Consider the following 24,437-nt stretch of genomic DNA (forward strand, 5'->3'; position numbering starts at 1 on the left):
CGGCGATGCCGGTATCGCGAGGTCGGCGCCGCTGCGGGGAGGCGAAGGACGTCCACGCCGAGATCCTGCGGTCGTGGTCGTTGAGCCGTCTGGAACCCGCGAAGTGAAATCTGAGTGAGCGTAGTTGCTGGCGGAAGAACGCTCCGATATTCGGGTAGAGTTTCTACATCGACGTAGTTTTTGGAGGCGGGATGAGCCCTCTGCCCGATACGAAGGGCCCTGGTCGCGAGCTTCGGCACTGTCGAGGCGTCCGAGCCGGGTTCTGCCGCGGCCATCGGCGCGCTTTTGCCGGCAACTCTGATCGTCGGGAGGACAGGTGACAGCAGAAGATCGCGTGCGCTGTTCCGACGCTGAACGCGAAGAAGCGGTTCGGGCGTTGCAGAACGCTGCGGCGCAAGGGCGGCTTACCTTGGCCGAGACCGACGAGCGGACTGCGGCGGTCTATTCCGCGCGGTATCGGGACCAGCTGCGGGGCGCGCTCGCGGAGCTGCCCGCGCCGGAGTCGCGACGGGAGCGGGCGCCGGCCGGATGGATGCCGGTACTGGTTATGTCGGGCTGGCAACTCCTTTCGGACTTGGCTCTGCTGGCCGGAAGCGCCGGGGTGCCCGCGAATCGTCGGCGCCGGGTGGTGCTCGCCGCGCTCACGGCAGCGGGGTTGTTGTTCGTGGTGCTGCTCGCGGTGCACGGCATCGCGGGTGAAGGGCACGAGCTCGAGCGGCATTGAGCCGATCGCAGCCTCTCCGGGGCGGGGTCAGGCTTCGCGGTGCAGTCCGGCGGCGAATCGGCGCAGCAGCAGTGCCGCGGTCGCGGTCAGACCGGTCGCGAGGCCGATCCAGACGCCCGTGGCTCCCCAGCCGGCCGGCACTCCGAGCAGAAACGCGACTGGCAGGCCGATCGCCCAGTATCCGATGAGGGAGATGCGGAAGCTGCCGCGTGTGTCGTCCAAGCCGCGCAGCAGGCCGACGCCGATGTTCTGGGCGGAGTCAGCGAACTGCAGGACCGCGGCGACAGCCAACAACGGGATCGCCGCCGACACAGTGCTGCTTTCGGCGGTGAAAAGCTGCAGAAGGCGAGTAGGCGCGGCGAGGTAGACAGCCGCGATCGCCGCAGCGAGCACAGTGCCGGACGCCAGTGCGGTCCGCGCGACCTTCGCCGCAGTCGCGCGGTCAGCGTGCGCGCGGTGACGGCTGACGAGGATCGACGCACCGTGCGAGATGCCCACCGAGACCTGGAAAACGATGTAGACCAACTGGTTCACCACGGTGTGCGCGGCGAGCGCCGCAGGGCCGAAGCTGCCGATGAGCAGTGCGACGACGGAGAAAAAACCGGCTTCGGAGCCGTAGGTGGCGGCGATGGGCACTCCGAGCGACAGCAGGCGGCGGACGGCCGGTTGCCCCGAGGGGCCGCGTCCTCGCTTCAGAGACAGCACCGGCGCGAGGATGGGGTCGCGTCGGGCCGCGAGCAGGAGTGCGGCGAAGGACAGCAAATGCACGATCGAGGTGGCGAGACCGATCCCGGGCAAGCCCAGGGCGGCCAGGCCGGCTCCGCCGGTGACAAACGCCCAGTCGAGTCCGGCGTTCAGGGCGACGGACCCGATCGTGATCCACACCAGTGCTTGGGGCCGGCGCATGCCGACGGTGAACTGGCGGATCACCTGGAACCAGAGGCAAGGAACGAGCCCGGGGGCCAGCGCGGCCAGCACTGGGCGGGCGCCCGCGAGGACGCCGGGATCCTGACCGAACCAGGACAACGCATAGCCGAGGGAGAGCATCACCGCGCCGCCGAGGACGCCGGCGGCGGTGGCGACAACGAAGCCCGCCCGCACTGCCGAGGTGATCGTTGCCTGCGCGGAGCGCGGGTCGCCCGCAGCCTCGGCTCTCGCCTCCGCTGTCGCGACCTGGTTGCCGACGGCGGTGACGAGGCCCACGCCCATGGTCCTCAGCTGGTTGAACAGCACGACCGCGAGCCCGCCCGCGGCCAGGGCTTCGGTGCCGAGCAGCCCCATCATCACGGTGTCAGTGGTGGTCAGCGCGACCTGGGCCAGTTGGGTGAGAACGATGGGCGTGGCGAGCGCGGCGAGTTGCCTGCCCGCCGATCCGTGCGCGGAGAAAGTCAACGGCGCGGGCTCCGCCCGATGGCGGCAAAGCCCGGAAGGGCGCGACTGTCGATCGAGGTCTCGTCGAACACCGCCCCACGATATATTCCGGTCGCGTGTGCGCTTCCGGTAGTTGCGGCTCAGCGGCTAGAAGCGCGCGGCTTCGGAGAGTTCGACAGCACCATAGCTGTATGCGGCGATGATTGCCGTGCTGATCCTGTGGGGTTCCAGAAGTCGGTTCACGTGTCCGACTTGCGGAAACAGACACGTGGCGGGCAGGGCGTGATCGCCGGTCGTGACGTTGCGTTTTGTTGTATCTGATCTTCCTCCGGCTGGTGGGTCTGCTGGTGTTGCTCGGTCGCTCGTCGGCGTGGAAGGACGTCGAGTTGCTGGTGCTTCGCCACGAGGTGGCCGTGCTGCGCAGAGGAAACCCGAAGCCGCGCCTGGACTGGGCCGACCGGGCGGTGATTGCTGAGTTGGTCCGCCTACTGCCCACGGGGTTGCGGCTGCGCCGGTTGGTCACCCCGGCCACGATCCTGCGCTGGCACCGGCGTCTGGTCGCCGGAAAGTGGACAGGATCCAGGGTGAGCTGCTGATGCCTTGGTCACCGGGTCGGTTCTTCGACGATCCGGCGGGTCCTGAAGCGGGCGCGGATGCCTCCCGCGCCGGACCGCCAGAACGACACGACCTGGCGGCAGTTTCTGCGCACGCAGGCATCGACGATGCTGGCCTGCGACTTCTTCCATGTCGACTGCGCGCTCACCCTGAAGCGGATCTACGTGTTGTTCGTGGTGGAGGTCGGCAGCCGTTACGTCCATGTTCTCGGCACGACCACCCACCCGGACGGCGGGTGGACCACGCAGCAGATCCGCAACCTTGTGATGGACCTCGGTGATCGGGCCGCGCACCGCGGCCGCCGTCAGCAGGTGCAGCGCGAATCTGGCGCTGGGCCAGATGATGGACGTGGAGCGGGCGTACGACACCGAACTCGACGCCGAGGACTACGTGGCGATGGTGGTCAAGAAGACCGGCGAGCTGTTCGTGCTCAGCTGTGTCCTCGGTGCCGGAAGTGCTGGCCGCGACAGCTCGTTCGTCACCGCGGTCGCGGCGTTCGCCACGGAGATCGGCGTGTGCTTCCAGATCCAAGACGACTGCAAGGACTTCCTGCCCGGCGATTCGGGGAAACCCGCGGGCACAGACCACAAACTCGGCCTCTACGGGCTGCCGACGCTGCACGCCTTGCGCGTCCGTCCCGCCGAGCTTGAGCCGTTGCTGCTCGCCCCGGAAATGGACGCGACCGCGGTGCGGCGAATCCGCGAGCTGGTCGTCGCGTCCGGCGGCCTGGACCACGCGATCGGCGAAGCCCGCCGCCATCGGGAGTCAGCGTTCGCGGCACTTCGCCCGTTCGAACACGAGGCCGCCGGAAAGAGGCTGCGGGAGGTGACCGACGCGGTATGGATGTTCTCGTGAAGGGGGCCGGCCCGGCAGGCTGCACCGCGGCGCGGCTCCTCGCCGCGTCCGGCTTCGACGTCCTGCTGGTGGAGCGGCCCAGGACCGGACCTGACCACCAGATGGTGGTCGAACAGCCCGTGGCACCTGCTTCCGCCGCGGGGACGAGCCGCCTGCTGCTTTCGTTCGGCGGTGAAGCGCCGCGGGACTTCGGCCGCTCAAACATGGTCATCTGCTCATATCGCACGCTGGTCGAGTCGTTGCGGGAAGCCGCGGTAGCCGCCGGTGCCGTCATCGCCACCGCAGTGCCCGACGAAGACATACCCGGGCTGGTGGTCGACGCGACCGGTGCGCCGCCGCACAGCGAGCGGCCGGGACACGGGTGGACAGTCACCGGAACCTGGCGGAACTGCTCCGTCGAAGGCACTGTGGTTACCCACCTGACCCAACCGGACGACGAGAACCCACGGGCGGCCCCTGTGGTCGTCCGCGTGGTTCCGGTTTCGGGCGCACCCGGGACGGCGACGGTGTCCGTGACCACCATGTCGTCCCGGCCGCTCGCCGGAGACCGCATCGAGTCCGCCGTGCGCTCGGCTGACCCGCGGATGGCCGCAGCGGTCGCGGTCAGTCCGTTGACGGTCTATCCGGTCAACGCAGGTTTCGCGCCGGAGAACGCGATCCGAGACGGTGCTCTTGCAGCAGGCGAGGCGGCAGGACTAGTCAACCCGTTCACCGGCGACGGGATCTCCTACGCGATTCGCAGCGCGGAGATCGCAGCTGAGGCGGTCGCTCGCCATCGAAAAGATCCGTCGCGGGTCAGCGATGCCTACCAGGCAGGGCTCCGGGCTTCCTTCGTCGGCTACTTCCACACCGCCCGGCACGCGATCCGGCACTACCACCTGGCCTGGCGAATCCTGTCGAGTTCGGCGTCCTCGGAGCATCCGTTCTTCCGGCAGAGCCATCGTGCGGTCCTTTTCGGCGGCGCGATGGCACACGACGCTCTCCGGGCTCGGCGAGAACCGGCCGATCCTGTGCGCCTGTACCTCGCCCCGTTCACCATGGCCTGCAATGAAGTGGCTGTCCGCAGGATCGGTGACGAATGGCCGCTGTTAGCGATGCACACGCTTGGCGGCCGCGATGGTCTTCACCGGGGCATCCGGCCCTCTGCGTTGTTCGCAGGCGCGTTGATGGCGGCGGGCGACCATCCCGATGTGCGCCAGGCGCCAGTGGCCGCTGCGATCGAACTGGCCCTTCTTGGCGCACTCGCGCACAGCGTTCCGGCCGGGGAGGCGAGCGCTCCGTGCCGTGGCGTGGACTGGCGTTATGCCTCCTCGGTGATGGCCGCGGACTACCTGCTGGCGACAGCGACCGACGTCCTGACCACTGCGCGACCAGACCTGTCCGCGGCTTTCGCGGCCTGGCTGGCCTCGCTCGTCGCGCTTCGGGCGGAACACAAGGCGGAGGCGCTGTTCGAGACTTTCTTCGAATTCCCGGCTCGCCTCGGCACTTATGCGGCGGGCTCGGATGACGCGACAGCCGACGTATTGCGCCGGTTCGGACGCACGTGCGGCAGGCTTTTCCTCCTTGCCGAGGACCGGGCGTTGCTGCTTGAGCGGCAAGGAAGGCTGGACACCACATTGACCGGCGCGTTAGCCGCGCGCCTCACCGGGTTGCCAGTTCGATTCGGACGGTTGAGCGAGAACGAGATGCGGGCCCGGAGAAACGTTCTGGCGGAAAAACTCGATGAGACCATCGCGGGAGAACTCCGTGCGGTCGACGAGTCGGTCGCGAAGGCGGTGCCGGCGCGATGCGAGCGAGTGCTGCGCTATTTCGCGCGTTCGCTCGCCAATCCGGTCCCCGGTGCGGACGAGGAGGCGGCGCGGTGAACCGGCTGGGACCGATCTTGCTGGCAGTGCTGCTGCTCGTGGGCGGATGTGTCGATCTGCCCGGCGAAGCGGGTCCGCCACCTGCGTCGCGCCTGCTCGCCGGCACGTTCCGGCTAGCCCGTGATCCCGAAAGCCCAGCCGCGATATGGACGCGCCAGAACGCTGGTGGCAAGTCGCCAGCCTTCGAACCGATCCAGCGCGACATCGCCTACACCCCAGTCGCCCACCGATTCACCGCGGCTGACGTGGACCTGAGCCAGCACGTCCGCGACTACCTGGCCCAGGCGGCGAAACAACGTTGGATGCCGATGCTCGTCGCGGCGTTCACCGAGCCTGGTGTTTGTCCCGCCGAGCGTTCGCCCGCCGTCGGCGACCTCGCGCGCGGCCTCGGCGACGGCAAAGCGATCGTGGTGCTCGAGCCCCGCCTGCTGGGCGGACAATGCGCGGACACCGCGGGTGTCACCCGCTACCTGAACGCGTCGGTGCGGCAACTCCGCGCTGAGGCACCCAACGCGTTCGTGTTCTTGGACGTGTCAGCAGGTGGAACGGTGGATGAGCAGCGTGCGTGGTTGATTTCTTCCGGGGTAGCGCAGGCCGCCGGCGTCACCTTCGGCGTCGGCGACTACACGCCGGCCGCACAGCTGGCCGGGCCCGCCCGGAAACTCCACGACGCCCTTGCCGCCGCGACCGGCCGAAGCGACTATTTCCTGCTGGCTGACAGCTCCCGCAACGGTGCCGTCGTCACCGGGACCTGCAATCCCGCCGGTGCCCGGATCGGGCCGGACTCGGTGCTGTCCGACCAGCCGGGCGCACTTCAGCAAGCCTGGCTCACCGTCCCAGGGGTCTCCGACGGCCCCTGCGGAGCCGCGCCCGCCTCGCGAGCGGGCGAATTCGTCCCGGATCTGGCTCGCCAGCTGACCGGGTAGTCCGCCCACACCACGAATTGGGGGAGACGATCATGAAACGCACCACGAAGAGACCGCTGCTGGCCGGAATGGTCACTGCCGGACTGCTGTGTTCCACGCTGGTGACGACCAGCGCGACCGCTCAAGGTTCCCCGCACAAGACCGCCGTGCCGAGCATCGGACCGGCACTCGCGACGATGCTGCAGCACCAGAAAGCCGCCCCCGCGAAGAGCCGTGCGGCGATCACCTCGTCCGCCAACGATCTGACCGGCGACGGGATCGACGACGTCATCGCGAGAGACCGCGTCACCACCCGGCTGGACGTCTTCGCGGGAAGCGGAAGCCTCAACGGTGCCGCCACCCTCGCCGGTCCCACCCAGATCCGGGCATCGACTCCGGACCGGGTGTGGTTCGGCCAAGGCGACCTCAACGGAGACGGCCGCAACGACGTCGCGAGCATCGACAGCGCCGGCGTGATGTACGCCGCGTACAACCAGGGCACCGTTGCCGGGGCGCCCCAGCTCAGCGCCGACGCGTCGTTCATCTCAGGCTTCACCCCGGGTTCGCCGATCTGCTTGGCGGACTTCGTCGGCAGCGACCCGAAAAACCCGCTCGAGCCGGACGGCCGCGCCGACATCATCATCAAGAACGCCAGCACGAAGGCGATCGACCTCTACGTCAACGACGGAATGGTCAACGGCAAGCCGTCCTACAGCTACCGCGGTCAGCTGCTGACCGCCGCGGACTACGTGACCGGCATCCAGCTGGCCGATCTGACTGGCGACTACTTCAAGGACATCCTCATCACGATGTCCGACGGAACCCTGTGGATGCTCGACCTCTTCGCCGACGTCGACTCCAGCGGGAAGCCCGTCGCCAAATGGTTCAAAATCATCGGGTCGGGAATGAACACGGCCGACCACATCCTGTTCCCCGACTTCAACCACGATGACTACCCCGACTTCGCCGCCCGGCTCACCGCGTCCGGCGAGTTGCGGGGAGTCCTCCACTCCGGAGTGTGGAACCCGGCGAAGCCCGAAACGGTGTTCAACGCCGCCACCGGCCAGCTGATCAAATCCGGTTGGTCGAACTACGACTGGGTGTTCTGACGCAGCGCTGTGGTGCGCCCCATCGGGGCGCACCACAGCACGGTTCCCAGACGGGAGGCATGGGGTGCGTCGGTATGGCGGGGTTCGAAACCTGCAAGATCGACAGGCCTCGGCAGCCGAAGCTCACCAGCGTCGAGCGAATCCGCCGTCCTAACTGCAGCAGGAGGAACCCGACGCCGGCCACGTGCTGCTTGCGTTCCACTTATGCGGTAACGGCCCACGTTCCTAGCTGCCTCATCGCCTGCGGTTCTGACTCTGCACGACAGATCCGTCAGCGTGTCCAGGCGGAAGGCGCCGCCTGTCGCGCGCCGACGGCCAGCAGACTCGGTTCGCTGGCGTCAGGGAGCGGGTGACGACGAGCACCTCGTCGTCAGCGGCCGGCCGGCACCCGGCGACGGGGAGGCCGTGACGTTCACGGCGTAGGCTGAAAGCGGGGTGCGTCGGTCTTCGCCCTGAGAGAGTGTTTCGAAACCCGCGTGGTCAGTCGCTGAATCCGTGTNACAGCTAACGCCCGGCCACGCCGCCGGGTTTCGAAACACCCTCTGAGGCTTTGTACAGCTGGGGAGCGCTCTTTCCCCGGTCGCGGCGGCGGTCCTGCACAACGCGTCGTCGGTCGCGGTGGTCGGCAACAGCTCACGTCTGATCCGCCACCGGCTCTGAGCAAGGTTCGTTCCGGCGGATGCGCAGGGCCGGATCGGTGCCGGTCGCGGTCTGACCGACCGCCTGGCCCGTTCGGCGCCTCTGCGCCCAGTCGGCGCGGTCCAGTGCGTACCTGTTCTCCGGCCAGCCGACCCGCTCGCGGCGACCCGCCAGCCATGCCAGGCCAGATCGAGCGTGGTGCCCTCGTCGAGTCACTGGTGTCTTCGACGAGGGTCGGATTGGCTCGGGTGCCCCAGATTTCCGCGTTGCCGCGGTGCCGGCGGTAGAGCTGTTCCCAGAATCTTTTCGGTCTCCGCCCGTCGAAGCCGGGCTTGTCCGGGGCTCCGATGTCACGCGTCGTTCCTTCCGGCGGTTCGTGCCGGGGGCTGTGCGGCCCTGCTGGCGTTCCGGCCGGGTTTTCTTGCCAGCCCGGCGAGCGGGTCGGTCGTGGTGAACGTTCTCTGTTCAACCCGGGATCCCGTGCCGGTGCCGGGGAAGCACCGGCTGGCCGGTGTTCCGCGAACCGCCTCGGACCCGGAACGATCCGCGACTTTCGTCTTCCTACCGACGACGGTGGTTCCGCCGGGGGACGCCGGGACATCGTGCTGGGTGCCGGGCCCGCGCATCAGGGGTCCCGGCGTTCCCTGACCGTTCCTACTACCAAGCGGCAACGAAGCCGCTGATTGCGAGCGATCATGCGCAAGGTGCTTTCGACCGCGCTCGGGATTTTCGCGGCCGCTCTCGTGGCGGCCGCTCCCGCAGCCGCGCAGGCCCCGCAAACCCCGGGTGCCCAGCCCCACATCATCGGCGGGACGACCGCGTCCGAGACCTACAGCTTCATGGTCTCGCTGAGCAACGGCTGCGGCGGCAGCCTGGTCGCGCCACAGTGGATCGTGACCGCCAACCACTGCGGCAGCGCGTCGCAAGGCCGCGTCGGTTCCGTCAACAAGAACTCCGGCGGCGAAGTCGGCCGCATCGACCGCCGGATCACCAAGCCTGGCACGGACCTCACGCTGATGCACCTTTCTTCGGCGGTGCGAGCCGCCCCGGTGCCGATGGCGACGAGCAACCCGCCCGCGAACACGACCGCCCGGTTGCTGGGCTGGGGCTGCACGAGCTGGCCGAGCTGCGGCACTCCGGCCACGCTGCGGCAGATCGATCTGCGGGTGCTGCCCAGCAGTTCCTGCTACGCGGGCGGCGGCGGTGCGGGAGACGTGTGCGTTTCCGGGGACCGCGCGCATTCCGCTTGCCATGGCGACTCCGGCGGTCCGGCGATCGTGGGCACGGCCGGAAAGTGGACGTTGGTCGGCGAAACGCACGGCCCTGGCGACAACAACGGCGAGTGCGCGACGAGCACCCTTTACACCGGGATCGCCCAGCACCTGAGCTGGATCCGGCAGCAGATCGGATCGTGACGAACCGGCCCGGCGCGTAGCGGTTCCTCCGCCGCGCTCCGCGCCGGGCCGGCTGATCACCGCTGAGGCGGTGTCAACGGAGTGTCCCCGAGGCACTTCCGTTGGCACCGCCCTTGAGCCGAGCAAGTGTGATTCGTTCCGCGGTCGGCAGAGGGCGAAGCACCTCGCGGGAGCTTGCCGATCTCGGTCGCTGTCGCGCCCGCTCACGATCCCCGCGCGCTCAAGCCGTCGACGAGAACGGTACTGCGGCCGAGAAACCAGCCGAGCCGCACGTCCACAGGGCACTAGGACAAACCTTGGTTCCGGTGCTGAGCCGTCATCGCGGCAGGAGAGGCGAACGTCGCGCGAATCAAGTCGTGGAGGATGCCTCGACGACGCAACAGCAGAGACAGTCTCGGGTGCTGATCTTGGCCCAGCCGGCGAACAGCGTTGGGCTGCAGGTATCAGGCGAGCTTGCCGGTGTCGTTCTCGGGCAGCTTGTCCGCGTCGCGGCGCTGTGTCGAGCGCTTCGCGGGCTGGGACAGCTGTGCTGTTTCGTGCCAGAACAGACTCGCTGTCGTCGTCGGGCCGAGTGTGCGTCGCAATCGTTGGCCTCTCTTCGCCTGTCGCGCGGCTACCGGCTGAAATGGGAGCGGGGCACCGGGAAGATCCCCGATGCCCCGCTCCGTGCGGTCCCGCGCTCCGTCAGACGGTGTGCGGGGCGTGCGCGACGGTGTTCCAGCCCGCGGCGATGACGCCGGCGTTGCCGCCGTTGCCCGCTTCGCCGGAGTTGCCGCCGGTGGTGCTGCTGGTGTTGCCCGCGTCACCGGTCGAGCCGGTGGCGCCGGTGTCGCCCGAGTCGCCCGAGGTCACCGCGGTGTGCGACGTCGTGCGCTCGTGCTTCCAGCCGTCGTGATGGCGGCCCTGGTGCTCGTGCCCCCGGGCCGAGGCGACGGCCGTGTTGCCGCCGGTGGAGCCGGAGTTGCCCGAGTCGCCGGAGTTCCCGGTGACGGCGTTGTTGTGGCTGGTGGCGTTTCCGGCGTTGCCGGAATCGCCGCCGTTGCCACCCTTCGCGGTGCCGGTCACGGAGCCAAGGGCCCCGACGATCCCGCCGCGCGCGGAGCGCCCGCCGCCGTGCGATCCGGCGGTGTTCTTGCCGGAGGACGCCGCGGTCCCGGAGCCGCCGTTTCCGGCGTTGCCGGAGTTGCCGCCGGTGGTGGTGCTGGTGTTCGAGGCGTTCCCGGTTGAGCCGGTCGCGCCGGTGTTCCCGGAGTTGCCCGAGGTCACCGAGGTGCTGCACTTGGCCAGGACACAGACGCCGTAGGCGCTGTTGTGCCCGGTGGAACCGGAGTTGCCCGAGTTGCCGGAGTTCCCGCTGACCGCGTTGTTGCCGCTGGTCGCGTTCCCGCCGTTGCCCGAGTCGCCGCCGTTGCCGCCGGCGCCGGTCGCCGATGTCGTGCCGGCCACCGCCGAGTGCAGCGTGCCGCCGAGCCCGCCCAGCGAGCCCGGGTTCCCGGTGTCCGCACTGGCCACCGCGCCGCCCAGCAGGACGAACCCGCCGGAGATGAACGCGGCGGTCAGGCCGCGTCGTACGTACTTGTGCATGAACTTCCCTTTCCTTGCCGTCTGTCCTTGATGGATTTCTGGGGGCGGAAAGGGAATGTCAGCTCGGATGGTCGTTTCCGTAGAAGACCAGCCAGTACGGCGACGCACGCCAGCCCGGCGGAGCCCGCCAGGCCCGGTCCGTGCCGGGCGCGGCGAAACCGGACTCGGTCACGGCGAACTCGCTGCCGTGTGCGCTCCCGGCGCTCGCCGATACCGCCCCGACCGTGCCGGAGAGGTCCGCGGGCATCCCACCGCCACCGGTACCGGGCTCCGGACCGGCGACGCCGGCGTCGGCCGAACCGATGTGTCCAGCGGCGTGCCGGACGGCGGACGTCACGGCAGGATGCTGTGCGACCGGCCGCGTGAACGCAGCTGACGTACTGGGCACCGCGGGCGCTGCCGGCGGGGAACTCACGTCGCCGCGTGGTGCGGACGCCGTAGGCGTTCCGTCGGCAGGATGTCCGCTCACCGCGGGAGCGGCATGCTCGCCACCGACCGCCCGAGCCGCGGGTGCGGTCACCGGGGCCGTGGCGTGCCCGACCGGCGAGGTGACCGGCGATACTGCGTGCAGCACCGGCTGGGTCACCGGCCCTACGGCCGACAGCACCGGCTCCGCCGCGTGCAGCACCGGACGGGTCAGCGGTGCGACCACGGGCTCGAGCCCGCTTGTCGCCGCCTTGACCGCTGGCGCTGCCTGTGACGACACGAGATGCGCGGTGTCCATGACCGGTTTGAGTGCCGGTCCGGCGGGCTTGAGCACCTCGTGCACGGTGTTGCCCACCCGGTCGAGCAGACCGGGCCGATCCGGCGGTGGCGAACCCTCGGACGCGTCCGCCGCGCCCGATACGGCCAGAGCCAGCAGGGTGAACCCGAACAACGCACCGGTCACCACGAGCAGCCGCAGCAAGAGCGGCTGCCCGGCCGGCGAGTCATCCGTCAGAGAAGTATTCATCCATCTCACCCCCCCCTCTGGTGTGAACTTCACTGTCAGTCGTATTTCGGCGCGGCCGGCGTCATCGGATTGGGTGTGAGCGGAAGTTTTTCTTTTCCCTCAAACGAGTTTGCTACCTCGGAGTAGCGGGTATCCCGCGCGGGTTTTCGCCGCGGGCCGCTCGGAGGTTTGACCAATCCGCGCTGGGCCCAGCCTCGAATGCGCACGGTCCACAAAGGATCCGTCCTCGTGCGGATGCGCCGTACGTGTGCGGGAGGGGAGGAGTTCGCCCGTGTTCGGCAAACGCTGTGCCGCTTCGGCGAGGCGACCGGCATGACCGGCCTCGCCGCGGGGACCGCGCACGCTGCGCAGGTCGCGGAAACAAGACTTGTCTGGAGGCGGCGGGGATTCTCGCGGTGGATGCCTGCCACGCGGGCAACATCCGCAGCGCGCTCTACCAGCGCGGCGAAGGCGCAGCCGCCATCAAGCGGCATCGCCTGCAGCCGTTCCCCGGTCAAGTCCTCGACATCGTCTGCCTCACCGCCAAAGCCGCCGCCTCCGGCGGCTTCTTTCCCAAAGGAGGCAATGGCACTGTCAACACCAGCGTCGGGTGCCGCAGTTTCTTCCAGCGATCGACAGGCACTCGCGTTCCCGGCTCTCGGCGTCGCGCGGCCGCGGCGCTCATGCGGCCTCAGGAGGGATGATCTCGACGGTCCCGTCCGCGGTCCCGGTGACGTAGCGAATGCCGGTGGCGGAGTCGATGGCGACGGTGTTGGGCTGGCGCACGGTGGGGATGGTGGCGAACACGCGCGGAACAGTTCCGGCGAGCGTGATGCCGACCAGTTGGTTCTTCGCGGTCAGGGTCACCCACAGCTGGTCGTGTCGCGCGTCGTAGGCCACGCCGTAGGGCGTTCCGGGCAGATCAAGCCTGCCCAGTGGGTGCGCGGGCGCTGCGGGGTCGAAGGTCAGCACTGCGCCGCCACGGGTGTCGATCACCGCGAAGCGGCCGCGGCGGTCGGCGACCACGTGGGTCGGCCCGGCACCGGCGGGCAGTCGCGCGACGCGGGTCAACGCGGCGGCGTCGTAGACGCTCAGATCGTTCTGGCGGACATCGACGAGGCCGACCAGATCGCCGGCCGCCGCGAGCCCGGCGGGCTGGGTGACGTCGGTGAAGGTGTGCACCAGCTTGCCGTCCTGGGTGACCGCGACGCTGCGGCCGTTCTCGTTGGCGGCGAACACCCGGCCGTTCGCCGCGCGGGTGGCGTCGTGCGGCGAACGGCCGGTGGCGATCTCCCCGGTGATCCGGCCGTCCGGGAGCGCGACGGTCAGCAGCCGGTTCGAGTTCTCGTCCGGGACCAGGACCGGCCCGCCGGGCGCCGCGAGCTGCAGGTGCCGCAGGTGCCCGCGCAGTGCGACCGTGGTGGTGACCTGGCCAGTGGCTGTGTCGAGCAGCGCGAGCCGGTCGGGGTCTCGGATCCCGACTGCGACGCGGTGGCTGGGGCTGTCGGCGACGATGCCCTCCGGCTGCGGCCCCACCCTGACGATCGTGCCGGCGGGCGCCGCGCCCAGCGGGGGCGATACGGCGGGCTCGGCGGCGGGCGGCAGCCGCGGCTGCGCTGGTCCGCCGGTCGACGGGGACGGCCCGCAGGCCGTGGCCAGCACCATGATCGAGAACAGTGCGCATCGTCGTCGCATGTCCGCTCACGGTAGAGGTTTCCCGGCTGCCGGTCGCGATGCGTAAGAACATCGTAAGCGGGTAGTCAGATGATTCGGACGGGCAATTCGGAAGGGCGGGACGCATGAGCGCACTCGAGGTACGGGCACCCGTGCGGGCGGCGCGCTGGCTGAAGACCCGGATGCTGGCCGCGGACGGGACGATCACCGTCGTGCTGGAAGGCCGGTTGATCGGCTCAGGTGTCGACACGCTGGTGGCCGAACTCGCCGAAGCGCTCGAATTATGTTGCGGCGTAGTGATTGTGGAGGCGACTGCCTGCCGGTGCGACGGCGACACCCTCGCCTCTGCCCTCGGCGACGCCGCAGTAGCGGCCCGGCGCGCCCGTTGCGGTCTACGGGTCGTCACCGCGGATATCGACGTCGCGATCGCCTTGGACGGGGCGGGGATCAGCCGAACGGTGCGAACCTGAACACGCGATTCGTGCCGAGGGGCAAAGCGCAGTCTTTCCCGCAGTTCGACGGTAGTCGGCTCCCGCCGCTTGTCGTTGTCCCGCCGACCCGAGCCGTCAGGCACGACGGAGTCGGCGCGGTTGCCGCATGTTCGCGGTAGTTCTTCTTCGACGGCCTGCGGCGAACCCGAACAACCCGCCGGCAATCTCCAGCACCCGGAGCAAACCGGGTGCTTTCCCCGAACGTGTTCACCGGCCCCGGAGCAGCGGCGCAGGGCGCTGCGTTGTGCGGTGAACCAGCGGGCAAACCACGCAAACAGGTCATGAACCGCCAAGCCGAGAGCGCACCGCCACCGATACCGGCCATGCCGTCGCCTGCCGGCGGGTGACAATCTCGCCAGCCCCGGAGGGTTTCTTCACTTGATCAGAGGCGGCCGGCCAATCCAGACCGGCGTGGGCTCCGAATGCGAATAGTCCGAGAACGATCCGTCCCGCTGTCGGGAGCCGGCGGCGGGTACGCCCGCACCTTCGCGCGCGGGCGGGAAGGAGTTCATCCGTGTTTGGCAAGCGTTATGCCGCGTCGATGATCAACCGGAGCGCGGAGAACGATCAGGACCGCCGCCGTTTCCTGCGGGCGGCCGGGATGACCGGACTCGGGGTGGTGGGGGCCGGCGCGCTCGGCGGCCTGACCGCGGGCACCGCGTCGGCGTCGGCCCGCTCGGCCGCGCCGATGGCCGAAACCGCGGAAGCCGCCCAGGTGAGCGACGGCGCGGTGCTCAACTTCGCGCTCAATCTGGAATACCTCGAAGCGGAGTTCTATTTGCACGCGGTCACCGGCCGCGGGCTGCCGGATTCCCTGGCCACCGGCACCGGCGCCCAGGGCGGGGTGACCGGAGGCCGCGCCGTGCGGTTCGAGTCCCGGACCGTGCGCCAGTACGCCCAGGAGATCGCCGGCGACGAGAAGGACCATGTCCAGTTCCTGCGCAGCGCCCTCGGCGGGGCCGCGGTGTCCCGGCCTCAGATCGACCTCCAGTCCAGTTTCACCGCCGCCGCGCAAGCCGCGGGCCTGGTGAAGAAGGGCCACAGCTTCGACGCCTTCGCCTGCGAGGAGAATTTCCTGCTCGCCGCGTACCTGTTCGAGGACGTCGGCGTGACCGCCTACAAGGGCGCTGCCCCGCTGATCACCAACAAGACCTACCTCGAAGCCGCCGCTGGCATCCTCGCGGTCGAGGCCTATCACGCCGGCAACATCCGCAGCCAGCTCTACGACCGGCGTGACGGCCTGCTCGGCACCGGACTGTTCAGCCACGACCTGCGCGAAGCCTCGGTCAAACTCTCCGACGCCCGCGACAGCCTCGACGGCCCGACCGACGACGACCAGGGCGTCATCGACGACCGCGGCAACGCCAACATCGTCCCGGCCGACGCCAACGGCATCGCCTACAGCCGCAGCCCCGGCCAAGTCCTCAACATCGTCTACCTCACCAGCAAAGCCGCCACCTCCGGCGGATTCTTCCCCAAGGGCGTCAACGGCGAAGTGAACACCAGCGCCGCCCACTGATCCCGCAGACCCCGGCACCGGACACCGCTGCCGTCCTCCGTGTCTTCTTGGCCCTTCGGCGCGGCGGATTCCGGTGCCAGGCCCGCGTTCTACGGGCTTTGGCTGATCGTCCTGACACACGAGGCCTTCGTTCCGCGGAAAATGGCTCACCGGCCAGATCGAGGCAGAACACCTGGACGCGGATGTCGCCATGCGACAGTTCGGCGAGTACAGGAGCGAGCAAGCTCGGACCGCGACCGGCGAGGTGCACCTGAGCTGCTGGTGGTTTGCTCGGAGCGCGTCCTTGATTCGATCCTGGTTCACGAGCGCGGAATGGCAGGATCGCCGGCCCTTGCCGAAGACTCTCCTCGGCGTCGGATTGGTCGTCGCGGGGGAACCTGTCGTCGAGGCCGCGCTCGTCGGCACCGGCCCGCCGCCTCGTCGCCTACCAGCTGTCACTGCTCCAACGCGCGGTTTTCCGGTGCCGCGACAACGGTTCGGTGGTTGACGAATTGTCCGGGGACGATCGCATAGCGGGTTTCTGGTGCTGCACCCGAATACGGGGTCCGACCGGCCGCGCGGTGCGCATTCGACGTTCTCAAGGGTCGTTCGACGCCTCTGGGCGACTCGGGCCACAGAATCTCCTACGGGTCAGTGCGGGTAGGCATACGGGCATTACGTAATCCGCCCCGCGCGGGGGACAGCGATGTGCGGCTCGGCGTGAAAGACCGGTCGTTAAAGGGATCTGAGGTTCGGCGCAAGGTGAGTAGGATGCGAAGCGGACGGCCGGTTGTGCCGACCGCGAATTTCTTGGTGAGCGGAGTCCAGGACGCCGAACACGAGACGCTGTTGGATGCGCTCCGCGGGCATTCCCCGGCGGTGCTGGTCGAGGGCGCGGCAGGCACCAGGCGAGGCGGCGTGCCGTGCGTTGATCGGACCACAGCCAGTCGCGTTTCTTGAAGGACGCATACAGGGCGGCGGAAAGAATGACGATGACCAGCGTGGACGTCCAGAACCCGGCTGTGGTCTGAAAACCTGTGGGGTCCCAGAAGTCGGTTCGTGGATCTGACCTGCGGTGCTGGGCGCGTTCGATGGGCAGGGCATGATCGCCAGCCATGGCGCTGCGTTTGCTCTATCTGATCTTCCTCCGGCTGGTGGGTCTGCTGGTGTCGCTTGGGCGCTCGTCGGCGTCGAAGGATGTCGAGTTGCTGGTGTTACGCCATGAGGTGGCTGTGCTGCGCCGAGGTAACCCGAAACCTCGTCTGGACTGGGCTGATCGGACGGTGATCGCTGCGTTGGTTCGGCTGCTGCCCAAGACGCTGCGAACACACCGGCTAGTCACCCCGGCCACGATCCTGCGCTGGCACCGTCGCCTGGTCGCCGCGAAGTGGACCTACCCACACCGAGCCGGCCGTCCGCCTGTCGACGAGGCGATCACCGGGCTGGTCGAACGGATGGCCACCGAGAACCACCACTGGGGCAACAAGAGGATTCAAGGCGAGCTGCTGAAGCTTGGTCATCGGGTCGGTGCGTCGACGATCCGGCGGATCCTGAAGCGGGCACGCGTACCTCCCGCGCCGGACCGGCGTACCGACACGTCCTGGCGGCGGTTCCTACGCACGCAGGCGGCGACGATGCTGGCATGCGACTTCTTCCACGTCGACTGTGCGTTCACCCTGAAGCGGATCTATGTGTTCTTCGTGCTGGAGGTCGGCAGCCGCTACGTGCACGTCCTGGGCATGACCACGAATCCGGACGGGGGGGGGGGCGGACTACGCAGCAGATCCGCAACCTGGTGATGGATCTCGGTGATCGAGCCGACGAGTTCAGGTTTCTTGTCCGCGACCGGGCTGGCCAGTTCACTGCGTCGTTCGACACTGTCCTGGCCGGCGTGGGCATCGAGGCGGTAAAGATTCCTCCGCGTTGCCCGCGGGCGAACGGCTACGCCGAGCGGTTCGTGCTCACGGTCAGGACCGAGCTCACTGATCGTGTGTTGATCGTGGGTGAGCGGCATCTGCGGGCCGTGTTGGCCGAGTACGTCCGGCATTACAACGGTCGACGGCCGCATCGTTCCCGCGAGCTTCGCCCACCTCGGCCGACCCACCCCGTGGCGAACCTCGGCTCTCAGCGGATCAAGCGACAACAGCTCTTCGGAGGTCTGATCAGCGAGTACGAACGGGCCGCGTAAAGCTACTGGTCAGGACCGGTGACTGACTTTTGGAACCCCACAGGGTACCAGGCACGCCTTTGTTCGCACGACTGCCTCACTCCAGGAATTCGAGAGCAGGATCGAGCCAGCGCTCCTTGACCTGAGCCGAGTTGACGAGAAGGAATTCCCTTCCCGCCCCGCTGAGCAGTTGCCCGTCGTAGCTTCCTGTCCGGCGAACTGGGACTCCGAAGCCGAGCAGCTGGGTTCGGACCCGTGCTGACACTGGGAGCACGTCGTCGACGAGACGCCATGCCCTGCGGCGAATTTTGGCCCAGGGACCGGGAAACACCTCCGAGCGTTGCAGTGCCTGAAGAAGAGCCGTGCGCGGATAGTGCGCGCTGTTCAGCAAATGCGCCGCGACTCTCCTGAACCGACCTTCGCGGGCCTCCCGATCGGGGACCACGGCGAAGGAGGGGAGCGGAAGTCCATGAACCCGGGCGAGTGTCAGCAGCCGGGCGAGTTCCGGCACCAGCTTCAGCTCGCACGCATACTCGCGTGCAAGCCGGAACTCCTTCTCGGCGTCGGTGCCCAGGAGGAGAACTGCCGCGTCGACCATGTCCTTGGGCGAGAAGCCGCCTTCAAGCCCCTCCGCTGCGATGCTCGTCAAGTGTTCGGGGGGCACGCCCGATCTCCCTCCGAGCAGGGACTGTGCCGATGTCACCGGCGAACCCGTGTGTGTAGAGATCGATGGCGAGCGGCAACTCGAACTCACAGTCCCTCGCGGCGACGACAGTCGCTATGACGCAGTGCTCGCCGAATGCACCTCCCGCGCGAGCTGGGTAGCGGATCACCGCCTGCACCGCGGCCTTCCACTGATCTCGCAAGACTTCGGCGATCAGCCACAGCGAATCGACGTCGGTGACCACCAGGTCGAGATCCATCATCGTGCGGACGAGCGGCGACGGATACCGATCCGCCACCGCGTGTCCTTTGATCGCGTACGCCCCGGGTACCACCTCGACCACGGTGTCACGCACGGTACGTAACAGCTGCGTCCGCCGGCGGGCTTCGTCGATTTCATGGGCGAGGTGGTCGGGCAGCGTCGTGCGAGTGGCCACGGCGCTGAGCCAGGTCGGGACGAACGACGGGGCCCGTTTGCGGAGGTCCCGGAGCGTTTCGGACACCTCCGAGGACGGTGCGGGCAGCCAGGATTCGACGAGGTCGACGATATGGCCGGGCTCCAGCTTCAAGCGTCCGCACCTCCGCTCAGCGGCACCGCCCAGTAGCTTTCGGCACGATGCCAACCCGCTGCGAGCAGTCGCGCGGTGACCGCTTCGGAATGCGGATTGTCCCCTACGACGTGGCCGCGCAAGGCGTGGCCCGCCGAGCGTGCCCGCCCGACAGCGGCCGAGGCGAGGAGCCCGCCGGCGGCGGTGCCCCGCCACTCCCGCAGGACGAACTGGTCGAAGAGTTCGAGCTGTGGGGCACCGGTCAGCTCGTCCTCGTCTGTGACGACGGTCGCGTGCCCGGCGAACGTGTCCCGGTGGTAAGCCGTGAACACGGTGACGCCGTCGCTGTTCAGCAGCGATTCCACGAATTCGCCGACGTCCGGAACCGGAACGTCCGGCACCGTCGTCCGGTAGCCGAGTTCGAGCGCTTCGCGGAGCAAAGCGGCGACGGCGTCGTGGTTTTCCGGCCCGTAGGGCCGGAGCGTCCACTCTCCCGATTCCGTCACGGTGCGCACATCGGGACCGGCAACGATGTACTGGGTGGCTCGCTTGCCCACGAAGGTATCGGTCGGCTCGACCTCGGGCGGAAGACGCAAGACCAGGGTGCTGACCTTCTCGTCCCGTTCTCGCACTGCGTCGCGTACCTCGTTGAGCAGGGCCGGTTCCGACACCACCGGTGCAGTGTCCAGCGCGAGCAGGGCTTCCCGCCGGCCGCTGAGGGGCTCATCGCGGATCGAAAGGATCAGGCGGACGTCCCCAACCGCGAGGACCATCTTCTCGGCAGCGAACAGCCGGGCGCGAGTGCGAGGCAGCCCTCGCGAGGTCAGTTCGGACAGCATCCGGTCGACGCCGCCGGAGGTGCTCATGGTCATGACGACACCGCCACGTAGGTCTCCAGCACCCGATGCGCCGACTCCGCGACCATGTCGGCATCGATGGTTTTAAAGGCGGACTCCATACGCCGGACCGGCGATTCTCCGGGAAGTTCGTCGCACGCCCGTGCCCCGGTCAAGTAGGCGCGCGACACCGGGTCCTCGTTGTCGATCAGCACCGCTCCTCGGCACTGGGCGATCGCGAACTCGAACGCGCCTTCGGGCAGTCGCCCGCTGGCGACTTGGTCGAGGCAAGCGAAGATCGCCTTCTCGACTGCTGCCGCCTCTGCGGGCGTCGTTCCGGCCAGGACTCGCCACGCGCCGCAGTCTGAGAAAGCCGTGTTGATCGTCTGCAGTTGGTACGCGGCGCCGAGTTCCTTGCGCAAGCGCTCGTAGAGCAACGAGCCGGGTATCCCGCCGACGAGTGCCGCCAGCACTTCGTACGCGGGCTGTAACTGGTGCCGGCGAGACGCACCGGATCCGCCGACTGCGAGGCAGATGTAGTCCGTGTCCGCAGCTGGCCGGAAGCCCTCCACCCGTCGGCTTTCCTGCAGTCGAGGGGCCTTCCTCTTGTCCTGTGACGACGAGACTGACTGCGCGAGGCGGGACGCGGCCACGGCGTCTATCGCTTCCCCCATGAGCTCGTCAGGCCCGACAAGGGACGCCGCGATCGGCCGGGCGGTCAACCCCCGCCGGTGCCAAGAGAGCAGTTCGCGTGGGGTGAAATCCGGGAAATCGTCAGCGGTGCCCCCTACCGGCCGGCCAAGTTCGTGACCGTCGAAAAGCTGGGCGTAGAAGCGTTCCGTCGCGACGTCGGCGGGATCCGCTGCCGCGCTGAGCAGTTCTTGGAGGACGACCCGTCGTTCGGAAGCGCAGAGGTCGTCGGGAAAGGCGGGATCCGCGATCGCCCGGGTCAGCCGCAGTACACAGTCGATCGCCGAATCGGGTGGGTCCGTGCCCAGTAGACCACGGTCTCTTTGGTGGTCATGGCGTTGGCCTGGCCGCCGACTTCGCTGACCCAGTCGCAGAAGCTGCGCCGGCGACTGTCGGCAGGAGCACTCATTACGAGGTGCTCGAGCATGTGCGTGACGCCGATCCGGTCGCCAGGCTCGTCCCGGGACGACGATGGCACCGTCACGCAGACGGTGAAGCTGTCCAGACCGAGATCGCTGTCCGCCGTAACCCTGGCCTCGCCCAGGGTCTTCGCTGTGAACATGACCAGACCTTTCGGGTTCCGGAAGAAGGGGGCGCGCGGCCCCGCAGGGCCGCGCGCCCGGCGGGCTACTTGCCCTTGCCCTTCACAACCAGCTTCGGGCGAAGGTTGGCGATAGCGTTGCGCGACATTGTTTCCCTCCCTTCAATCGTGAAAGTTTCTCCGCCGGCAGGCGGAAACCACGTCCGCACCGAATCCGGTCGCACAATGGTGTGTGCTCCGATGAAGCAGGGAGCGATCCTGATTGGTGCTGGGAATGTCCGAGCGGGAGTCCGGCAGGATTCCGTGATCACCGCTTCGATGCGATGAACGCTAGCAGCGTCTCCGTTCTGGCGCAAGCATTGTTCAACAAGTTCAACCAAGTTTGACACTTTTGCCGCCTCGTGTGAATGTCGATCGCATTGGATTTTCGTCTTTTCCGGCGTGAAAGAATTCGCATTGGTTCGGCATTCGAGGGGGGATTTGTGTCGTCAGCGAGTCTGTTCGGAGCGAAAGCGTGGCTGGCCCTCAGCGGCGAGAACCCGGACCGGCGTGTGCTCGCTTCGTGCCGCGGCATCGGTCTCGTGCGGAGCGAGTACGTGGTCCGGCGGTGCGGCAAGGCCTGGCAGGACGCCTCCTGTGCGGCGGCCTTGCACGAATATCTCCGGTTGGTGGTCGACGCGGCCGGAACCCGACAGGTTTGGTATCGCTTCACCGATCTCGAAGCCCGCGACGTCAATGTCCTCCAGGCGAATGCCAATGTAGTCCACGACGACAATCCGCTGCTCGGAATGCGGGGAGCGCGACGGTACCGTCGATTCCCAGACGAGTTCACCGCTGAGTTGGACGCCGTCGCGGAGGTGGCGCACGGCGCGCCCAACCTGGGGTTTGTCGTCCCGTTCGTCCGCGACGCCGAGGAATTCGGCGAGGTGCTCTCCGTGATCCGCGGCAGAGGCATCGCGAACCCCGTCGGCGTGATGGTCGAGGTGCCTTCCGCGGCGCTCACGGTGGCGGACTTCCTGAGTGCCGGAGCCGGGTGCCTGCTGGTCGGCCTCAACGACCTGACCGGTCTGACCTTAGGGTCCGCTCGGAGCGACCCCAGGTTCAACTCGGCGCACAGTGCAGTCCGCGAGCTCATCACGCACATATGGCGCACCGCGAACGCGGAAAAGGTGGCGTGCCGCATCGCCGGCAACTACCCGGCCGCGACGGTCGCCAAGTTCACCGAGATCCCGCTTGAAGCCTGGACGGTGCACTACGCGGACTGGGCGCGGCTTGTCGACCCGGCGATCGGGGGTTATCGCGACCAGGACCTCATCCTGCGCTACCGGCACGCCAGTGACGCCAAGCTCGTGCGCTCCGGCGCGATGCACAGTTCGAACACCGTCGTTGCCGCCGGACTGCGGCTGGACGACGCCAGGTGAGACCTGCTCAGCCACTCCGACGATTCCCGAGGTGCCCATGCCTTCAGCCGACCACGCACTCGCTGTCCTGCTGCCCGACGCGGTGCGGCTCGGCCTCGTGCCCGCGCTCGGCGAAGAGCTCCAGGCACGAGGGTTCTTTCCGGTAGCGTGTCGGTCGCTCCAATTGGACGAGGAACACCTTTCGACGCTCTATGCCGGCACCCGATCGAAAACCTCCGAGTCCGGGCGCCAGTACGGAGTACTGCTCACCGCCCGGCTGGCTGCGATGGATTCGTCCCTGGCGGTCGTACTCGGCCGGCGGGACGGCCGCGACGCGAGCCGGACACTGCACGACGCGAAGGGCGCTAGCGTCCCATTCGAACGGGCGCCGGGAACTCTGCGCTGGCTGTCCCGCGTGTCCGGGCGCTGCCTGTCGCTCCTCCACACCCCGGACGACTTCGCAGAAGCCAGACGGGACATCGCCGCACTGTTTGCGCCGATGGGCATCGACGAAGTCGTGGCCATGGACCGTCGCCCGTCTTGGCGTGAGATCGCCGATCTGCGCGCCTACGTGCCGCCGGGTGACGAGAGCTCGCGCCACAGTGCCGTCGTCACTGCGATCCTCCGCCTCTCGGTCGCACTCACCGTCGACACCGCCCAATCTGTCGGCCTGGGCTTCCCGGAGGTCGCGGCACTGGCCCGGGATTTTCTCGCGGACGCACCGGCGACGGATCCGTTCGACGAGGCGAAGCGGTTCGCGTGCTTCTGCGACCAGGCGCGGGAGCGTGCGACCGCCGGCTACTCCCCAAGACCTTCTCCGGGGTCGTTCGGTCACCTGCTGACCGCGCTCGTTGATCCCCGCTGCCACTCCCTTCGCCTCGGTTTCGAACTCGTCCGCGCGATGGAGTCGGCGGGCTTCCGGCTGACCGACTTCGAACAGCAGAGATTGCTGACATCCCTGGCATTCCACCAATCCGAATATCTGAAGGAGCGCCTTCCGTGACAGTCACCTGGGATCCGAAAACCGTGGCCGGGGACTTCGCCGGCCGGATGGCCCTGGTATTCGAGCGCGATCTCCATCGAGCCGAGGCCGCCGAACTCGCCACGTCGATCGGTGCCGCATTGGCCGAGGAGGGGCCTTCGTCGAAGACCGGGCGCCGGTTGCTTCGCGAGTCCGGTGTCCGAGACACATGGAACCGCGTGTTCGCGGAGCAGCGATCCGCAGCGGTCGCTGCGGCGATCCGACCGCATGTACGCGGCCGCGTCGTCGATCTGCTGGCCGGCGACGCCACGGTCGCAGCAGCGCTGCGAGAACTCGGATGCCGGGATATCAGCTGCTGGGAACGCAGGGGAGCGTACCCGGAACCACCGCGGCTCCCCGTGTCGCCGTTCGAAGAGCTCCTGACCGTGCGGCCGGTCGCCGACACCGTCCTGATGGTCACGGTGCTGCACCACGAGAAATCCGCACCCGAACTGCTCGATCAGGCGCGCGAGCTGGGTGCTCGACGATGGGTCGTGGTCGAGAACTGCGTGAGCGAAACTGTGAGCGATCACCTGCACGAGTTCGCGGACATCTTCTTCAACACCTGCCTGAACGAGTTTGACGTCGACTGCACCACCGAACACCGGACGTTAGAGGCGTGGTGCGAACTGCTGGGCGGCCACGGGACAGTCGCACACGCCGGGGATCTGGGCCGGGTGCCCGGGATGCCGTTCCCCTACGAGCTCATCGTCGTGGACCTGTGATGCTCGGGCTCCCCGCCGAATGGTCCTACCTCAGGGATCTCACGAGCGCGTTGACAGACGAGGTCCGCGCCGCGAATGCCTGCCCGCACGTGAAAGCGTTCACCGACGATGCGAATCGGCTGACCGCGGCGGAGCCCGGTCGGCACAATTGGTATCCGGCGCTGGCCGCC

At 68.2% G+C, this 24,437-nt stretch carries 25 protein-coding genes; 15 read left to right on the top strand and 10 right to left on the bottom strand.

Going from position 1 to position 24,437, the window contains the following annotated elements; translation table 11 throughout:
- The first annotated feature begins 316 nt into the window (after positions 1 to 316).
- Positions 317 to 724, top strand: coding sequence for a DUF1707 domain-containing protein (locus A4R44_RS16765; protein WP_067581050.1), 408 nt, complete (start codon positions 317 to 319; stop codon positions 722 to 724).
- A 27-nt stretch (positions 725 to 751) separates the two neighbouring features.
- Here A4R44_RS16765 and A4R44_RS16770 read toward each other — a convergent pair whose 3' ends face one another.
- Entirely contained in the window at positions 752 to 2,116 is a 1,365-nt protein-coding gene (locus A4R44_RS16770) for an MATE family efflux transporter (RefSeq protein ID WP_067581052.1), read from the bottom strand.
- A 287-nt stretch (positions 2,117 to 2,403) separates the two neighbouring features.
- Here A4R44_RS16770 and A4R44_RS16775 point away from each other — a divergent pair, with 287 nt between their 5' ends.
- The 6 genes from A4R44_RS16775 (at position 2,404) to A4R44_RS16800 (ending at position 9,498) form a co-directional block, all read left to right on the top strand.
- Positions 2,404 to 2,691, top strand: coding sequence for an integrase (locus A4R44_RS16775; protein WP_232791633.1), 288 nt, complete (start codon positions 2,404 to 2,406; stop codon positions 2,689 to 2,691).
- 295 nt (positions 2,692 to 2,986) lie between these two features.
- Positions 2,987 to 3,565: a polyprenyl synthetase family protein gene (locus A4R44_RS16780; protein ID WP_067581055.1), complete on the top strand. Its 579-nt coding sequence runs from the start codon at positions 2,987 to 2,989 to the stop codon at positions 3,563 to 3,565.
- The gene (locus A4R44_RS50350) at positions 3,550 to 5,430 is read left to right on the top strand and encodes an FAD-dependent monooxygenase (RefSeq protein ID WP_232791634.1); all 1,881 of its coding nucleotides are present in this window, start codon (positions 3,550 to 3,552) and stop codon (positions 5,428 to 5,430) included. The genes A4R44_RS16780 and A4R44_RS50350 overlap by 16 nt, the downstream gene beginning before the upstream one ends.
- A complete protein-coding gene (locus A4R44_RS16790) occupies positions 5,427 to 6,356 on the top strand; it encodes a glycoside hydrolase family 6 protein (RefSeq protein ID WP_067581059.1) in 930 nt (309 codons plus the stop codon). Before A4R44_RS50350 ends, A4R44_RS16790 begins: the two co-directional genes overlap by 4 nt.
- A 32-nt stretch (positions 6,357 to 6,388) precedes the next feature.
- Positions 6,389 to 7,444, top strand: a complete 1,056-nt coding sequence (locus A4R44_RS16795; protein ID WP_067581062.1) for a VCBS repeat-containing protein — start codon at positions 6,389 to 6,391, stop codon at positions 7,442 to 7,444.
- Positions 7,445 to 8,778: 1,334 nt separating this feature from the next.
- Positions 8,779 to 9,498: a trypsin-like serine protease gene (locus tag A4R44_RS16800; protein WP_067581064.1), complete on the top strand. Its 720-nt coding sequence runs from the start codon at positions 8,779 to 8,781 to the stop codon at positions 9,496 to 9,498.
- A gap of 443 nt (positions 9,499 to 9,941) precedes the next feature.
- On the opposite strand, the gene A4R44_RS47960 is transcribed toward A4R44_RS16800, so the two are convergent.
- The 3 genes from A4R44_RS47960 to A4R44_RS16810 form a co-directional block, all read right to left on the bottom strand.
- The gene (locus A4R44_RS47960; protein ID WP_157904891.1) at positions 9,942 to 10,082 is read right to left on the bottom strand and encodes a hypothetical protein; all 141 of its coding nucleotides are present in this window, start codon (positions 10,080 to 10,082) and stop codon (positions 9,942 to 9,944) included.
- 100 nt (positions 10,083 to 10,182) lie between these two features.
- Positions 10,183 to 11,082: a hypothetical protein gene (locus A4R44_RS16805; RefSeq protein ID WP_067581066.1), complete on the bottom strand. Its 900-nt coding sequence runs from the start codon at positions 11,080 to 11,082 to the stop codon at positions 10,183 to 10,185.
- A 58-nt stretch (positions 11,083 to 11,140) separates the two neighbouring features.
- Positions 11,141 to 12,034 carry a hypothetical protein gene (locus A4R44_RS16810; protein WP_157904892.1) on the bottom strand — a complete coding sequence of 298 codons (894 nt, stop codon included), beginning with the start codon at positions 12,032 to 12,034 and terminating at the stop codon, positions 11,141 to 11,143.
- A 395-nt stretch (positions 12,035 to 12,429) separates the two neighbouring features.
- Between A4R44_RS16810 and A4R44_RS47965 the strand changes: the two genes are divergently transcribed.
- Positions 12,430 to 12,717 carry a hypothetical protein gene (locus A4R44_RS47965; RefSeq protein ID WP_157904893.1) on the top strand — a complete coding sequence of 96 codons (288 nt, stop codon included), beginning with the start codon at positions 12,430 to 12,432 and terminating at the stop codon, positions 12,715 to 12,717.
- Here the strand turns inward: A4R44_RS47965 and A4R44_RS16815 are convergent.
- Entirely contained in the window at positions 12,695 to 13,708 is a 1,014-nt protein-coding gene (locus A4R44_RS16815) for a YncE family protein (RefSeq protein ID WP_067581071.1), read from the bottom strand. The genes A4R44_RS47965 and A4R44_RS16815 overlap by 23 nt on opposite strands.
- Positions 13,709 to 13,812: 104 nt before the next feature.
- On the opposite strand from A4R44_RS16815, the gene A4R44_RS16820 reads away from it, so the two are divergent.
- The 4 genes from A4R44_RS16820 to A4R44_RS50360 all read left to right on the top strand — a co-directional run bounded on the left by A4R44_RS16820 (position 13,813) and on the right by A4R44_RS50360 (position 17,864).
- Positions 13,813 to 14,157, top strand: a complete 345-nt coding sequence (locus A4R44_RS16820) for a hypothetical protein (RefSeq protein ID WP_157904894.1) — start codon at positions 13,813 to 13,815, stop codon at positions 14,155 to 14,157.
- Positions 14,158 to 14,692: 535 nt separating this feature from the next.
- Positions 14,693 to 15,697 (top strand): ferritin-like domain-containing protein, encoded by a 1,005-nt coding sequence (locus A4R44_RS16825; protein WP_067581076.1) that lies wholly within the window; start codon positions 14,693 to 14,695, stop codon positions 15,695 to 15,697.
- Positions 15,698 to 16,791: 1,094 nt separating this feature from the next.
- Entirely contained in the window at positions 16,792 to 17,475 is a 684-nt protein-coding gene (locus tag A4R44_RS50355; protein ID WP_232791635.1) for a hypothetical protein, read from the top strand.
- 92 nt (positions 17,476 to 17,567) lie between these two features.
- On the top strand, positions 17,568 to 17,864 hold the full coding sequence (locus A4R44_RS50360; RefSeq protein ID WP_232791636.1) for a transposase: 297 nt from the start codon (positions 17,568 to 17,570) through the stop codon (positions 17,862 to 17,864).
- A gap of 76 nt (positions 17,865 to 17,940) precedes the next feature.
- Here A4R44_RS50360 and A4R44_RS16835 read toward each other — a convergent pair whose 3' ends face one another.
- Genes A4R44_RS16835 through A4R44_RS16855 form a run of 5 tightly spaced genes read right to left on the bottom strand, consistent with a single transcriptional unit; the run spans position 17,941 to position 21,142 of the window.
- Entirely contained in the window at positions 17,941 to 18,507 is a 567-nt protein-coding gene (locus A4R44_RS16835; protein ID WP_157904895.1) for a hypothetical protein, read from the bottom strand.
- The gene (locus tag A4R44_RS16840) at positions 18,464 to 19,075 is read right to left on the bottom strand and encodes a hypothetical protein (RefSeq protein ID WP_067581080.1); all 612 of its coding nucleotides are present in this window, start codon (positions 19,073 to 19,075) and stop codon (positions 18,464 to 18,466) included. The genes A4R44_RS16835 and A4R44_RS16840 overlap by 44 nt, the downstream gene beginning before the upstream one ends.
- On the bottom strand, positions 19,072 to 19,926 hold the full coding sequence (locus tag A4R44_RS16845; RefSeq protein WP_143132593.1) for a GNAT family N-acetyltransferase: 855 nt from the start codon (positions 19,924 to 19,926) through the stop codon (positions 19,072 to 19,074). Before A4R44_RS16845 ends, A4R44_RS16840 begins: the two co-directional genes overlap by 4 nt.
- Positions 19,923 to 20,954 (bottom strand): M16 family metallopeptidase, encoded by a 1,032-nt coding sequence (locus A4R44_RS16850; protein ID WP_369805904.1) that lies wholly within the window; start codon positions 20,952 to 20,954, stop codon positions 19,923 to 19,925. Before A4R44_RS16850 ends, A4R44_RS16845 begins: the two co-directional genes overlap by 4 nt.
- Positions 20,840 to 21,142 (bottom strand): insulinase family protein, encoded by a 303-nt coding sequence (locus tag A4R44_RS16855; RefSeq protein WP_067581085.1) that lies wholly within the window; start codon positions 21,140 to 21,142, stop codon positions 20,840 to 20,842. The genes A4R44_RS16850 and A4R44_RS16855 overlap by 115 nt, the downstream gene beginning before the upstream one ends.
- Positions 21,143 to 21,603: 461 nt before the next feature.
- Here A4R44_RS16855 and A4R44_RS16860 point away from each other — a divergent pair, with 461 nt between their 5' ends.
- From A4R44_RS16860 to A4R44_RS16870, 3 genes are read left to right on the top strand one after another with little or no spacing between them, the layout of a single operon-like run.
- Positions 21,604 to 22,542, top strand: a complete 939-nt coding sequence (locus A4R44_RS16860; protein ID WP_067581087.1) for a putative PEP-binding protein — start codon at positions 21,604 to 21,606, stop codon at positions 22,540 to 22,542.
- Between the two features lie 37 nt (positions 22,543 to 22,579).
- The gene (locus A4R44_RS16865) at positions 22,580 to 23,524 is read left to right on the top strand and encodes a nucleoside-diphosphate kinase (protein ID WP_067581088.1); all 945 of its coding nucleotides are present in this window, start codon (positions 22,580 to 22,582) and stop codon (positions 23,522 to 23,524) included.
- Entirely contained in the window at positions 23,521 to 24,267 is a 747-nt protein-coding gene (locus A4R44_RS16870; protein ID WP_093576310.1) for a hypothetical protein, read from the top strand. Before A4R44_RS16865 ends, A4R44_RS16870 begins: the two co-directional genes overlap by 4 nt.
- The last annotated feature ends 170 nt before the right edge of the window (positions 24,268 to 24,437 follow it).

The sequence above is a fragment of the Amycolatopsis sp. M39 genome (assembly GCF_001651785.1).
GTDB classification, from domain to species: Bacteria; Actinomycetota; Actinomycetes; order Mycobacteriales; family Pseudonocardiaceae; genus Amycolatopsis; species Amycolatopsis rubida.